We start from the raw sequence: 14,852 nt of genomic DNA, 5'->3' as shown, positions 1-14,852 counted from the left end.
TGTTTTTATGTTGTTTTACTTAGCGTAATGTAGCTCCTAATTGAGTTTCCAATTGGTACTGAATTTTACCCATAATTTTTTCAATTTGATTATCGGTCAACGTTTTTTCAGCATCTTGTAACGTTAAGCTAATTGCATACGATTTTTTGCCCGCTGGTAATTTATCACCTTGGTACACATCAAATAAATTAATATTTTTAAGCAATGCTTTTTCGGTTAATTTAACAGTTGTGTAAACTTGTTCAAACGTTACAGCATCATCTAATAATAAAGCTAAATCACGACGAACTTCTTGCGTTTTTGGTAAATCACTAACTTTAATTTTAGTTGAAATTACTTTTAAAATAGCATCCCAATTAAAATCTGCATAGAAAACCTGTTGCTTAATATCCATTGCTTTTAAAATAGATTTTTTAACTGAACCAAAAGAAACAATAGTTTCACGTCCTAAAGTTAAAGCAATACCTTCTGCAAAAATATCATTTTCTGTAGGTTTAGCCGTAGTTTTTTCAATACCTAAACGTGCTAAAATGCCATGTACATAACCTTTAAAGTTAAAGAAATCGATAGGTTTTGCAACGTTTAACCAGCTTTCTGTTTGTGTATTTCCGGTAACGGTTAACGACAAATGTTTGTTTTCTACATACTGATCAAAAAGTTCTCCTTTTTTGTGGTACGTTTTACCAAATTCGAAGAATTTTAAATCTGTACTTCTGCGGTTTATGTTGTAACTAACAGCTTCTAATGCACTAAATAACATAGATTGACGCATTACCGACAAATCGTTACTTAATGGCGTAAGCATTTTAACGTTTTCTTCTTCTTTTAAATATTCAGTTAACTTAACATATTCTGGTGAAGTTAATGAGTTCGCCATCATTTCGTTAAAACCAAGGCTTGCTAATGCATCACCAATAATATTTTGAATTTTAAAATCTTCGTTTCTTGCCGAACGCGACATAGAAGCACTAATTTTTGTATCGGTTTCAATGTTGTTAAATCCGTAAACGCGTAAAATTTCTTCAATTACGTCAACTTCTCTATCAACATCCACACGATAAGCCGGAATAGTTAGGCCTAAACCAACTTCGGAAACGCTGTTTACTTTAATATCTAAAGAAACTAATATTTTTTTAATTACTTCTTTAGAAATTTCTTGTCCTAATAATTTATCTACGTGATCAAAATATAGAAAAACTTGATGATCTTCTATTTTTTTAGGATATAAATCTTCAATATCAGATGTAATTTCACCACCTGCAACTTCTTGTATTAATAAAGCTGCATGTTTTAATGCATATTCGGTAATGCTAGGATCGATACCGCGTTCAAAACGGAAAGATGCATCCGTGCTTAATCCGTGACGTTTAGCTGCTTTTCTAACCGTTACCGGATCGAAATAGGCAGATTCTAGGAAAATTTGTGTTGTGTTTGCATTAACGGCAGAATGTTTACCACCAAAAACACCAGCTAAACATAGCGGTCCAATTTCATCACAAATCATTAAATCGTCTTCGTGTAAAGTACGTTCAACTTCATCTAAAGTAACAAACTTGGTACCTGCTGGTAAGGTTTTTACAATTACTTTACCACCTTTAATTTTAGATGCATCAAAGGCATGTAATGGCTGCCCCAATTCGTGCATTACGTAATTGGTAACGTCAACAATATTGTTTTTTGGAGTTAATCCGATAGCTTTTAAACGGTTTTGCAACCAAGAAGGAGATTCTTTTACTTCAATTCCTGAAATTGTTACACCGCAATAACGTGGCGCAAGTTTAGCATCTTCTACCTTAATATCCATTTTTAATGTTCTTTTTTCAACATTAAATTTAGATACCGATGGGGTAACCAATTCTTTAACTACTTCGCCTTGTTGTAATAAGCCAGCGCGTAAATCGCGAGCTACGCCCCAATGGCTCATTGCGTCCGAACGGTTTGGTGTTAAACCAATTTCAAAAACTTCGTCAAGTTCAATTTCAAATAAATCTTGAGCTAGGGTTCCAGGAGCAGTATCTTCTGGTAAAACTAAAATTCCGTCGTGAGATGATCCTAATCCTAATTCACTTTCAGAGCAAATCATTCCATTAGATTCTTCCCCACGAATTTTACCTTTTTTAATTTCGAAAGCATTGCCTTCGGCATCAAATAATTTAGTTCCTATTGTTGCTACTAAAACTTTTTGACCTTGAGCTACGTTTGGAGCACCGCATACAATTTGTATGGGATTATTTCCGTCGCCTAAATCAACAGTTGTTAGGTTTAATTTATCGGCATTTGGGTGTTTTTCGCAAGTTAGTACATGACCAACTACTACGCCAATTAGGCCACCTTTTAAACTTTCATAAGTTTCAATACCTTCAACTTCTAATCCTAAATCTGTAAGAATTGTACTTACTTCATCAGACGTTTTGTTTATTTTGATAAATTGTTTTAACCAATTGTATGAAATACGCATTGTATAATTTTTTTAATGGTACAAAGATAGTTTATCTGTTTAAAATATTCAATTTTCCGTGTTTAATAAATTAAAAAAAAGCAGTTTTTAAAGCTGATATTTTTTATTTGCTTATAAAATTTGAAAAAGTACATAAAGCGGTAAATGGTCTGAAACTTTACGTGCTTGCTTTAAATCGTTAAAATCGGTGTAAAACGGAATTGCTTCTGCTTTTATTACTTTTAATTTGCTTGTTGGATAAAAAACATGATCGTAGGCATTGGCTAAACAATTGTTATTTACGCAGTTTTGTTTTAAGGTTGTTTTTTGATTTGGAAATGCATCTTTAAAACCTTGTTTGTAAATTGGATTAAAAACAGAGTTGGTGTTGGTTACATTAAAATCTCCCAAAAAAATAAGCTGATCGCCGTATAATCGGCTATATTCTTTAAAATATTTGATTTCTTTTTCTGGAGTACTTTTTTTAGGCACGGCATGAAAACTAAATATTTTAAATTCTGAATTTTTAATGGTAAAACTTCCAATGTAAGGTTCGCGTTCAATTTGATTTTTGTAAATGCTTTCTAGCTCAAACTTACGTTTAATTTTTATTTTGTTTCTTTTCCAGATATATGCATAACGTTCCCGAGTATGCGGTGTTGAAGATAGGGTAGGATCGCTAATGCTGTAATCCCAAACGTTGTTTTTACGGTTTAAATGCGCTACAATTTTGGCAACTGCCTGGGCACCGCCATAACCCGCAACAACTTCTTGCAGGCAAATAATATCGGCAGGTGCAATAATATCGGCTATTTTTTCTAGGGTTGTTTCGGATTTACTTTTACCTAAATTGGCAATATTCCAGCTTATAACAGAAAATTGTTGAGCAAAGCTAAAGCTTACCGCTACAACAAAACATAAAAAACTAAGTACTAAACGCATTTTTATTGGCTTAAAAAATGCAAAACTACATATAATTACCGACAAAACACGGCAGTGAGTGATTGTTACTCTTGATTCAATCGGTCCAACGGGCTTATTACTTTAGCTAAAAATGTATTGGTAACTTTTGCGTAAACTTGTGTGGTTTTAATTTGGTTATGGCCTAAAAGCTTTTGTATAAAGCTCATGTCGGTACCGTATTCTAACAAATGCGTAGCATAACTATGACGTAAACCATGAATGCCAATGGGTTTGTTAATACGTGCTTTTTTCATTGCTGTTTTAAAAACAGCTTGCGCACTGCGCGTTGCATACGGCTGATTGTATTGCCCTTCAAAAAGATATTTTTTAGGTTTATAAGTTTTGTAATAGTTACGAAGTTCGGTAAGTAAAACTTGTGGTAATGGTACATATCGGTCTTTTTTACCTTTTGCGTTTTTAATATGTACCAACATGCGGTCGCTATCAATATCTGTTAATTCTAAAGCAACAATTTCGCTTACACGCAGTCCTAATCCGTATGCAACTTTTAAAATTAATTGATGTTTTACGTTATTGGTAACAGTAAATAAACGTTTTATTTCTGCCTGGCTTAAAACCTTAGGCAACGCATTTTGTTTTTTAGGACGCGGAATTTCGAAAAATAAATTTTCACGGTGCAAAACTTGCTCAAAATAAAATTTAAGTGCATTTAATCGGCTGTGAATCTGGTTTTCAGACAACTTAAGTTCTGTAATGCAATATAATAAATACGAGCGAAGTTGTTCTGAACTGATGTTTTTAACGTCGTGTTTATTTAAAATATATAAAAATTGCGCAAATTCTGCGCTGTACGTTTTTATGGTACTTTCGCTATAAGCTTTTAGCCGAAGTTGCTGAATAAACTTTTGTAATTCGGGTTTATTTATAACATCAATTTTAACCAATAAATTTTTGCCTTCATACGTTTCGTTAGAAATGTTAAAAAAATCTCTAAAAATTGGCTTATCTATGATGTACCATTTTTTCTGACTAGAACTCCATTTTACATGAGGCAAAGCTTCACGCAAATCTGCAACATGTTGAGCAGCATACGGAAAATCAATCCAAATTACGCGTTGGTTTTTATGTTGCCCCAGTTCGGTTTTAAAAATATTTCTATTCAGCTTCATGGCTTGTTGCTTTTAACACATAACCTTAGTCACTTTTTAAATATTGTGTTTTAACTTAAAATTAGCGTCCAGATAAATCAGATCCAGCTGTTGGTTTTAAATTACCAAAAACAAGTGATGATAAAGCTGTAATCACGCCAATGGTAATAAACGTGTATTTAAATGCATCTGCGGTTGACATTGTTGTTGCGCTAAAACTTGGCATTAAACTTAAAATTAGCGCAGCAATAGAAACACCGAAACTGTTTGAAAGCTGTTGCATAATGGCTAATAAGCTGTTTCCTGAACTTGCTGTGTCGTTATTTAAATCTGCAATGGTAATGGTATTCATGGATGACATTTGAATGGAATTGGCCGAGCCAAAAAATAACATTAGCGGAATAAAATACAACAACGGCGTGCTTTTGTCGGTTAAGGAAAAAGAAGTGATAATAAAAGCTAATATTAAGGTGTTGGTAATTAAAACGGTGCGATATCCAAAACGCTGAATTAATGGTACAACTGCGTATTTGGCTAACATATTGGCTAACGCAGATGGAATAAGCATTAATCCAGAAATTGCGGCCGAATGTCCGTAGCCAACTTGTAATAACAAAGGCAATAAAAAAGGCATTCCGCCTACGCCTAAACGGGTAAATAAGTTACCTAAAAGGCCGATGCGCAACGTATCAACTTTAAATAAAGTTAAATCTATAATTGGTTTTGGATGCTTTCTGGAGCGTTTTATGTATAATATAATGGCAATAAAGGTTAGTAAAATTGCACCCGTTAAATACGTCCATTTGGTGATGCCCAAACTAATAAGTTCCATAATAACCGTTAATGCAACAATGGTGGTAGAAATATAAAGCAAGCCTAAACCATCAAACTTTCCTACCGGTTTGGTTATGTTAGGCATTTTTTTCTGCGTTAAAACTACGCCAATAATACCAATTGGAATATTAATTAAAAATACCCAGTGCCACGAATAATAATCGGATAAAAAACCACCCAACGATGGTCCAACAACTTGCCCAACCAATCCAGGTATGGTAATAAAATTCATTACTCGTAGCAATTGATTTTTAGGATAGGTATATAAAATGGCCAAACGCGCCACCGGTACCATCATGGCGCCACCAGCAGCTTGAATAATACGTGCGCAAACCAAGTTGAAAATATCGTACGAAAAGGCACAAAGCACCGATCCGAACGTAAATAAAACTACCGATAAGGTAAATATTTTTTTGGTTCCGTAACGATCCGAAAGCCATCCGCTTAACGGAATTAAAATGGCTAAAGTTACGGTGTACGAAATAACGACTGATTGCATTTGTAAAGAAGATTGGTTAAAATCTTTTGCAATGGCAGGTAAGGCTGTGTTTAAAATGGTTCCGTCTAAAGCTTGCATAAAAAAAGCTAAGGCGGTAAGCCAAGGTAAAACTTCTTTAGCCGGATTAAAATCTTGATTTTGTGACATTAAAAATGACTGGGTTTCAATTAAAAAATCCATCATTGTAAAGCGATGGATTTTTTTGCTGTTATACTTGTAAAATACCTAAGTTAAAAGGTTTTTCTATTGGTTTATGATTTGCGGCTTCAATTCCCATAGAAATCCATTTTCTGGTGTTTAACGGATCAATAATGGCATCGGTCCATAAACGTGCAGCTGCGTAATATGGTGAAGTTTGTTTGTCGTATTTTGATTTTATTTCTTCAAACAATTTGGCTTCTTTTTCAGGTGTTAATTCTTCGCCTTTTGCTTTTAAAGTTGATGCTTCTATTTGTAACAAAACTTTTGCTGCTTGTGAACCACCCATAACGGCTAATTCGGCCGAAGGCCAAGCAATAAAAAATCTCGGATCGTAAGCACGGCCGCACATGGCGTAATTTCCTGCACCGTACGAATTACCAATAATTACCGTAAATTTTGGAACTACCGAATTGGCAACGGCATTTACCATTTTAGCCCCATCTTTAATGATTCCGCCGTGTTCAGATTTGCTTCCAACCATAAATCCGGTTACATCTTGTAAAAATACAAGAGGAATTTTTTTCTGGTTGCAATTGGCAATAAATCGGGTAGCTTTATCGGCCGAATCGGAGTAAATAACTCCACCAAATTGCATTTCGCCTTTGGCTGTTTTAATTAATTTACGTTGGTTGGCTACAATGCCAACTGCCCAACCGTTAATACGGGCGTAAGCTGTTATAATGGTTTGACCGTACCCGGCCTTGTATTCATCAAATTCAGAATTATCTACCAGGCGTTTTATAATTTCGTACATATCGTATTGATCGGTACGAGATTTGGGTAAAATGCCGTAAATTTCTTCTGGGTTTTCTTTAGGTAGGGCAGGAGCGATGCGGTTAAATCCAGCTTTGTCAAAATCTCCAATTTTACCCATAATGCTTTTAATACGATCTAATGCGTCTTGATCGTTTGCTGCTTTATAATCGGTAACGCCAGAAATTTCGCAATGTGTTGTTGCACCTCCTAAAGTTTCGTTATCAATATTTTCGCCAATGGCTGCTTTAACTAAATAACTTCCTGCTAAAAAAATACTTCCGGTTTTATCTACAATTAAAGCTTCGTCGCTCATAATCGGTAAATATGCACCACCAGCTACACAACTTCCCATTACGGCTGCAATTTGGGTAATACCCATGCTGCTCATTATGGCATTGTTTCTAAAAATACGTCCAAAATTATCTTTGTCTGGAAAAATTTCGTCTTGCAAAGGTAAGTAAACGCCAGCAGAATCTACCAGATAGATAATAGGTAGGTTATTTTCTATGGCAATATCTTGCGCTCTTAAATTTTTTTTACCGGTTATAGGAAACCATGCACCAGCTTTTACTGTTGCATCATTTGCAACTACAATACATAGCTTGCCTGAAACATAGCCTATTTTTACAATAACTCCGGCAGCAGGGCAACCACCGTGTTCGTTATACATATCATAGCCAGCTAATGCGCCAATTTCTATGCTTTCGGTATCGTTGTCAAATAAAAAATCTAAACGCTCTCGGGCTGTTAATTTACCGGCTTGATGCTGTTTTTCTATTTTGCTTTTTCCTCCGCCAAGTTTAATTTTTGAAATTTTTTGACGTACGTCTGATAATAATTGCTTGTTGTAATCTTCGTTTATATTAAAATTTAAGTCCATGCTTGATTGATTTAGCTAAGGCTAATATAATCAAATAAATAAAAAAAGGCTTGAATTAAATAGATTAAAAATTGTTTTTAAATTTAATATTTAGTAACATTAACTTAACATTACGGGATTAGTTTTGCATCAAAATAAATCAAAGAAGAAATGTCATTAAACAGTATTTTTCAATTTTTAGTTCCGAAGGATAAAAAGTTTTTTCCTTTGTTTGAACAAGCTACTACAAACTTAGTAATTTTAGCTGAGACATTGCACGAAGCTGTAAATGCTTCTAAAGGTGAAAGAGATGCTTATTATAAAAAAATAGAAGAACTTGAAGCTAATATTGAGGAAATTACGCATAAAACAAATTTAGAGTTAAGTCGTAATTTTATTACTCCTTTTGATAGAGAAGATATTTTAGCTTTAGTTAAATCTATTGATGATGTAGCAAATTACATGCACGGTGCTGCTAGTAGAATGAAAATGTACCAAGTTGAAAAAATTACAAAATCTATTAGAAAATTAACTGAGATTAACTTAGAAGCTTGTCAGTTAATTAAAAAAGCTGTGCTTGAAGATTTACCGAATATGAATAATTTAGACGGTATTTTAGAAGCTTGTAAACGTATTAATAAATTAGAAGGAAAAGCAGATAACGTTTTTGATAAAGCAGTTGCTGATATTTTTGAGAACGAAACAGATGCTAAAAATATTATTAAATATAAAGAAGTTCTTTCTGCTTTAGAAAGTGCGTCTGACAAATGTAAAGGGGTTGCTAACGTATTAGAAGCTGTTGCTGTAAAACACTCATAATAATACATAAATTTATATTATTATGGATTTAATTTTAGATTTTCCTGTTTTATTAGTCATAATTGTAATTTTAGCTTTAATATTTGACTATATAAATGGGTTTCACGATGCAGCAAACTCAATTGCAACAATCGTTGCAACTAAAGTTTTAACGCCTTTTCAAGCGGTTTTATGGGCTGCCTTTTTTAACTTTGCAGCTTATTTTATTGCTAAAGCAGGAGCTGGTTTTGCGGTTGGTAATACCATTGCAAAAACCGTTCACGAAGATTTTATTACATTAGAAGTTATTTTAGCAGGATTAATTGCTGCTATTACATGGAACTTATTAACTTGGAAATTAGGAATTCCTTCATCATCATCACACACTTTAATTGGTGGTTTTATGGGAGCAGCTTTAATGCATGCTTGGATGGAATACCAAACTTTTGAACACGTAATTAACGTTGCTAAAGTTTTACCTATTTTCTTGTTCATATTCTTAGCGCCATTTATAGGTATGTTAATGGCCTATATTATAACGCTGGCTATTTTGTGGATTTGTAGAAGAACAAACCCACACAAAGCAGATAAATGGTTTAAAAAATTACAATTAGTTTCTTCAGCTTTATTCTCATTAGGACACGGGGCTAACGATGCTCAGAAAGTAATGGGTATTATTGGAGCAGCTGTTATTTCTTATCACTTATCATTACCTGCAGAAGCAAATGATGTTTACCAAGCGATGGATGCATCTTTACGTTTTGACTATTTTGTTGATCATTACGAATGGGTGCCAATTACATCTTTCATCTTTATTGCTTTAGGAACGTTAAGTGGTGGTTGGAAAATTGTAAAAACCATGGGTTCTAAAATTACTAAAGTAACTCCTTTAGAAGGTGTTGCTGCAGAAACTGCTGGAGCGTTTACTTTATTTTTAACTGAAAAATTAGGTATTCCTGTTTCTACAACACACACCATTACTGGTGCGATTATTGGGGTAGGAATTACCAAACGTATTTCTGCTGTACGTTGGGGGGTAACTATTAGCTTATTATGGGCTTGGATTTTAACTATTCCTGTATCTGCTTTATTTGCAGCCCTTGTATATTGGGTAGTAAGCTTAATATAATTTAAAACTTATATAATAAAAACGGGTTAGAATTTTCTAACCCGTTTTTGTTTTTTTAAACCTCTTTTTAAAAGAGCTTTTTATGCTTTATTTTCTACTTCTGCCGCTTGTAACATAAAGTAATGTAAATCTGTGTTTTTCATAAAAGGTTTTAAGTTTTCACTTCCTGGTCCAAACATAGCTAAATCTACATAATCACCGGTATGATCCATGCTAAGCCAACCCACAGAATTATATCTTTTCTGAATATCAGAAATGGCTTTGTAAGGTAATTTTTTGTAGTTGTATAAGCCTTCGTTGTCTGTGCTCAACTTTGTATAATAAGATAACAATTCGGTAGAATCTTCTTTATGTAAATCTACACCGTTATATTGTTTAACAATTTCGCGTACGCGGTGAATGTTATCAGAACCTTTAATTTGATTTAGAATAAATTCATTGGTTGCTGTATAATTTTGTAGCGTGTCAAACTCAACATTAGCACGCGATCCGTATAAAATTCCAGGGTTTGCGTTACCGTGATCGGTAGTAATAATTACCAACGTATTTTTGTCTTTTTCAGCAAAATCCATGGCAACTTTAATTGCCTCATCAAAAGCCAATTGTTCGTGAATTAAACCAGCAATATCATTTGCATGCGCAGCCCAATCTACCTTTCCAGATTCAACTTGTAAAACAAATCCGTTTTTGTTTTTTTTCATTCGGTTAATAGCAACCTCAGTCATTTCTGCTAACGACGGATATTCGGCAGCTAATTTTGGTTGATTGATTCTGTCAACTGTATAAGGTAAATCTTCTTCACCAAAAACTCCTAAAATCGGTTTTGTTGTATCTGCCTTTAATAATTCGTCACGCGTATTTACAACCTGATAACCTTTTTGCTTAAAATCACCATATAAATCACGATTATCTGGGCGTTTTTTTGCGTTAAAATATTTATCTCCACCGCCTAGCATTACGTCGTACTCATTTTCTAAATATTGTACAGCAATGCCCGGCATATCGCTACGTTTGTTAGATACGGCTGTAAAACCAGCTGGTGTTGCGTGCGTAATTGGCACTGTGGTTACACAACCTGCCATTTTACCTGCTTTTTTAAATTTTTGCCAAATAGGTGTGTTGTAACTTCCGTCTTCGTTGTAGTTAATAGATCCGTTGTTTACTCGAACACCTCCGCCCCAAGAAGAACTTGCTGCACCCGAATCGGTTACTACTGAATTCTTAGACGACATATCCATAGATGAAATGGCAACTTTGTTGTCGTTATATAATTGAATCCAATTGGTGTGTTTACCTGTTTTACGGTACTGAAACTGATCTGCAATAGTTAAAGTTCCTCGGCTCATTCCATCACTAACTAAAATAATGATGTTTTTTGCTTTTTTACCTTTAACAACAAAATCGTCTATTGCATTTGGCGTGCCTGCAAACGTATCAATAGGATTTATTAATGTAGTTCCTAAAGTAAATAAAGCTCCGTTTTTAAAAAATTTCCTTCTATTCATGTCTTTTAATTATTCTTTCAAATGTATAAGATTTGTTTTATAAAATTGCTACGTAATATTTATATTAAAGATATCTTAATATTAAAAAAAGCGACTCAAACTGAGTCGCTTTTTTATTTATAATTTTATTTCGATTTGATTTCTCAAGATATCATCCATTGTTTCGCGCTCACGTATTAAATGAATTTCACCTTTGTAAATCATTACTTCGGCAGGTTTAAAACGTGAATTGTAGTTTGATGCCATAGAAAAACAATAAGCACCAGCGTTTTTAAAGCTTAAAATATCACCTTCTTTAATTTCGCTTATGCGACGATTTGTTGCAAACGTATCGGTTTCACAAATATAACCAACAACCGAGTAAAAACGTGGTTTACCTTCTGGATTAGAAATGTTTTCGATATGATGGTATGAATTGTAAAACATTGGGCGGATTAAATGATTAAATCCAGAATCAACCCCAGCAAAAACGGTTGATGTAGTTTGTTTTACAACATTAACTTTTGTTAAAAAATATCCTGCTTCAGAAACTAAATATTTACCCGGTTCAAAAGCTAAAGTTAATTTTTTACCGTATTGTTTTTGAAACTCATTAAATCTTTCAGTAAGCTTTTCACCTAATTCTTCAATGTTAGTTTCAATATCGTCTGGTTTGTACGGAACTTTAAATCCAGAACCAAAATCTAAAAATTCTAAGTTTTTAAATTTTAAAGCAGTATCAAACAAAATTTCTGCAGCGTATAAAAATACTTCAATATCTAAAATGTCAGATCCGGTATGCATATGAATTCCGTTAATACGCATTTTAGTGTTTTCTACAATACGTAATAATAATGGCAATTGATGTACCGAAATACCAAATTTAGAATCTATATGTCCTACAGATATGTTAGCATTTCCACCAGCCATAACGTGCGGATTGATACGAATACAAACCGGAATGTTTGGGTGTTTATGACCAAATTGCTCTAAAATAGATAGGTTGTCAATATTAATTTGTACGCCTAAAGCAGCAACTTCTTCAATTTCTTCTAACGAAACTCCGTTTGGAGTAAAAATTATATTTTTTGGTTCAAATCCAGCTTTCAACCCCAGTTGAACTTCTTGAATAGAAACCGTATCTAAGCACGAACCTTCCTGTTTCAGTAGCTTTAACACAGAAATATTAGAAAGTGCCTTGACTGCATAATTAATTCTAAGTTTTTCAACCTTAGCGAATGCATTTGTTAAGCGTTGGTACTGACTGATAATCTTTTCGGCATCGTACACGTAAACCGGACTGCCAAATTGCTGTGCTACTTCTAGCAATAGTTCGTTTTGCATTTTAATAATTTTTGTTTTAAATAATGCCGCAAATATAATAAAAGCAATTTGTTTAATTAAACAACGTTTACCTATTTAATATAGAATTATGCATATATAATTGCGTTAGCTATAATTTATTAAAATTATTACAAACATAAATAGTAAATAATATGAGTGCATTTTTTAATGGGGTAAATTGTGATATTTATATTGGAAGGGGAGCAGGAAAAAAATTACTTGATGAAATTAATAAAGCTAAAAAAAATGTAAAAATTATTTCTCCGTATTTGTCACCATCTTTAATGAAAGAACTTATTCAATTAAATGAAAAAGGGATTGAAGTTAATTTAATTACTTCTGATAAAATTGATGACTTTTATGGTAATTATGAAAAAAATAATTATAAATTGATTAAGCAACATAGATCTAAAGATGTTAAAGCTGAAAGAATAAGAAATAAATGGATACAAATTCATATGTTTCTTTTATATGGTATAATCGGGTTGTTTTTAGGAATGATAACTTTACTTAACTTTACTAAAAATTTGAAGTTTTTGTATTTAACTTTTCCAATATTGTTATTATTTATCATCAAAAATAATTTTCAGAAAAGGATAAAAAACTATAGAATTTATAGCTATTCATATTCTAAATTATTTCCATTTAAAGTCTTTGTTTCTCCACATAAATCAGGTGTTTATGAGGATATGTTTATTCATAGTAAAATATATATTATTGATGATGAATTAGTATATCTAGGCTCTTTAAACTTTACTGACAAAGGAACAAAATCCAATCATGAAACTAGAATAAGAATAACTGATAAAGAAGCTATTCTTAAAGTTATTGAAGAATATAATAGTTTGTTTTATAATTCAAATTTACCTGAACGTGATGCAATATATTTAGGAAGGGAATTATACAGAGAACCTATTAATTAATATGCCGTAAAATTTTAATTATTCTATTATTTAAAACTTTCAATTTTATAAATATATTAAGGTTAAGTAATTTTTTAAATTATTACGAAATAGTGAACTGATATTAGTTTTAAAAATTACCAACCATTATTTTTATTATAAAAAATTTAACCTTGTGTTTTTTGAATATATGCTCTAAAGTTTTTTATTTTTTGAAAATGTCGTATCTTTATGCAAAAGATAAAAAATTCAGCTTTTAAGATGAAAAATCGAACTAAGTTTTTTATTTTTGTTTAATTAAATTTCGCAAAACAAACAAATAGTAGTTATGAATTTACATGAATACCAAGGCAAACTTATTTTAGCCAAATATGGTGTAAACGTTCAACGTGGTTACGTTGCTAGCAATGCCGAAGAAGCTGTTTTAAAAGCAAAACAATTAACTCAAGATACAGGCACAGGATGGCATGTAATTAAAGCACAAATTCATGCAGGTGGCCGCGGTAAAGGTGGTGGTGTAAAATTAGCTAAAAATTTAGATCAGGTTAAAGAAATTGCTGGTCAAATTATTGGTATGGATTTAATTACGCCTCAAACACCTCCAACAGGTAAAAGAGTGCACCAAGTTTTAGTTGCTGAAGATGTGTACTATCCAGGTGAATCTGAAACTTCTGAATTTTATGTTTCAGTTTTATTAAACCGTGCAACTGGTAGAAATATGGTAATGTATTCTACAGAAGGTGGTATGGATATTGAGGAAGTTGCTGAAAAAACACCTCATTTAATTTTTACTGAAGAAATTGATCCTGCTTTAGGTTTACAAGGTTTCCAAGCACGTAAAATTGCTTTTAACTTAGGTTTATCTGGAGAAGCTTTCAAACAAATGGTTAAATTTATTGATGCATTATACAAAGCTTATATTGGTTCTGATGCTTCAATGTTCGAAATTAACCCAGTATTAAAAACATCAGACAACAAAATTGTTGCTGTTGATGCTAAAGTTGATTTAGATGATAACGCATTATACCGTCATGCTGATTTAGCTGAATTCCGTGATATTCGTGAAGAAAACCCAATTGAGGTTGAAGCTAAAGAAGTAGGATTAAACTATGTTGACTTAGATGGTACTGTTGGTTGTATGGTTAACGGTGCTGGTTTAGCAATGGCTACTATGGACTTAATTAAATATGCAGGTTTTGAACCAGCTAACTTTTTAGACGTAGGTGGTACTGCTGATGCAAAACGTGTTGAAACTGCTTTCCGTATCATTTTAAAAGATCCAAACGTAAAAGCAATTTTAATTAACATTTTTGGTGGTATTGTTCGTTGTGACCGTGTTGCTCAAGGTATTGTAGATGCTTACAAAAACATGGGTGATTCTATCAACGTGCCAATTATTGTACGTTTACAAGGTACAAATGCAGAAGTTGCAAAACAATTAATTGATGAGTCTGGTATGCCAATCTTATCTGCAGTTCAATTCCAAGAAGCTGCTGATCAAGTAAAAGCTGCTTTATCTTAATTAATTCGAGATACA

At 32.9% G+C, this 14,852-nt stretch carries 11 protein-coding genes; 4 read left to right on the top strand and 7 right to left on the bottom strand.

Annotated elements, in window-relative coordinates; translation table 11 throughout:
• Nucleotides 1–19 precede the first annotated feature (19 nt).
• From pheT to K5I29_RS05715, 5 genes are all read right to left on the bottom strand, one after another.
• Nucleotides 20–2,458 (bottom strand): phenylalanine--tRNA ligase subunit beta, encoded by a 2,439-nt coding sequence (gene pheT, locus K5I29_RS05735; RefSeq protein ID WP_264434945.1) that lies wholly within the window; start codon nucleotides 2,456–2,458, stop codon nucleotides 20–22.
• A gap of 111 nt (nucleotides 2,459–2,569) precedes the next feature.
• Nucleotides 2,570–3,379, bottom strand: a complete 810-nt coding sequence (locus K5I29_RS05730) for an endonuclease/exonuclease/phosphatase family protein (protein WP_264434944.1) — start codon at nucleotides 3,377–3,379, stop codon at nucleotides 2,570–2,572.
• Between the two features lie 65 nt (nucleotides 3,380–3,444).
• Nucleotides 3,445–4,530, bottom strand: coding sequence for a tyrosine-type recombinase/integrase (locus tag K5I29_RS05725; RefSeq protein ID WP_264434943.1), 1,086 nt, complete (start codon nucleotides 4,528–4,530; stop codon nucleotides 3,445–3,447).
• 61 nt (nucleotides 4,531–4,591) lie between these two features.
• On the bottom strand, nucleotides 4,592–6,025 hold the full coding sequence (locus K5I29_RS05720) for a DHA2 family efflux MFS transporter permease subunit (RefSeq protein WP_264434942.1): 1,434 nt from the start codon (nucleotides 6,023–6,025) through the stop codon (nucleotides 4,592–4,594).
• Nucleotides 6,026–6,050: 25 nt separating this feature from the next.
• Complete coding sequence (locus K5I29_RS05715; protein ID WP_264434941.1) at nucleotides 6,051–7,679, bottom strand: acyl-CoA carboxylase subunit beta; 1,629 nt, start codon at nucleotides 7,677–7,679, stop codon at nucleotides 6,051–6,053.
• Between the two features lie 150 nt (nucleotides 7,680–7,829).
• Between K5I29_RS05715 and K5I29_RS05710 the strand changes: the two genes are divergently transcribed.
• Nucleotides 7,830–8,477, top strand: a complete 648-nt coding sequence (locus K5I29_RS05710; protein ID WP_264434940.1) for a DUF47 domain-containing protein — start codon at nucleotides 7,830–7,832, stop codon at nucleotides 8,475–8,477.
• Between the two features lie 22 nt (nucleotides 8,478–8,499).
• Nucleotides 8,500–9,585 carry an inorganic phosphate transporter gene (locus K5I29_RS05705; protein ID WP_264434939.1) on the top strand — a complete coding sequence of 362 codons (1,086 nt, stop codon included), beginning with the start codon at nucleotides 8,500–8,502 and terminating at the stop codon, nucleotides 9,583–9,585.
• Between the two features lie 80 nt (nucleotides 9,586–9,665).
• Here the strand turns inward: K5I29_RS05705 and K5I29_RS05700 are convergent, their stop codons facing one another.
• Together K5I29_RS05700 and lysA are read right to left on the bottom strand one after the other, a co-directional pair.
• The gene (locus K5I29_RS05700) at nucleotides 9,666–11,090 is read right to left on the bottom strand and encodes an alkaline phosphatase (RefSeq protein ID WP_264434938.1); all 1,425 of its coding nucleotides are present in this window, start codon (nucleotides 11,088–11,090) and stop codon (nucleotides 9,666–9,668) included.
• A gap of 117 nt (nucleotides 11,091–11,207) precedes the next feature.
• Complete coding sequence (gene lysA / locus K5I29_RS05695; RefSeq protein WP_264434937.1) at nucleotides 11,208–12,413, bottom strand: diaminopimelate decarboxylase; 1,206 nt, start codon at nucleotides 12,411–12,413, stop codon at nucleotides 11,208–11,210.
• A 152-nt stretch (nucleotides 12,414–12,565) separates the two neighbouring features.
• On the opposite strand from lysA, the gene K5I29_RS05690 reads away from it, so the two are divergent.
• Both K5I29_RS05690 and sucC read left to right on the top strand, forming a co-directional pair.
• Nucleotides 12,566–13,336: a phospholipase D family protein gene (locus tag K5I29_RS05690; protein ID WP_264434936.1), complete on the top strand. Its 771-nt coding sequence runs from the start codon at nucleotides 12,566–12,568 to the stop codon at nucleotides 13,334–13,336.
• Nucleotides 13,337–13,643: 307 nt separating this feature from the next.
• The gene (gene sucC / locus K5I29_RS05685; RefSeq protein WP_264434935.1) at nucleotides 13,644–14,837 is read left to right on the top strand and encodes an ADP-forming succinate--CoA ligase subunit beta; all 1,194 of its coding nucleotides are present in this window, start codon (nucleotides 13,644–13,646) and stop codon (nucleotides 14,835–14,837) included.
• Nucleotides 14,838–14,852: the final 15 nt, after the last annotated feature.

Origin of the sequence: Flavobacterium agricola (assembly GCF_025919725.1) — a bacterium.
In the GTDB taxonomy this organism is placed as follows: Bacteria; Bacteroidota; Bacteroidia; order Flavobacteriales; family Flavobacteriaceae; genus Flavobacterium; species Flavobacterium agricola.
Note: the sequence above shows the minus strand (reverse complement) of the source record. Positions and strands in the feature narration are given on the sequence as shown.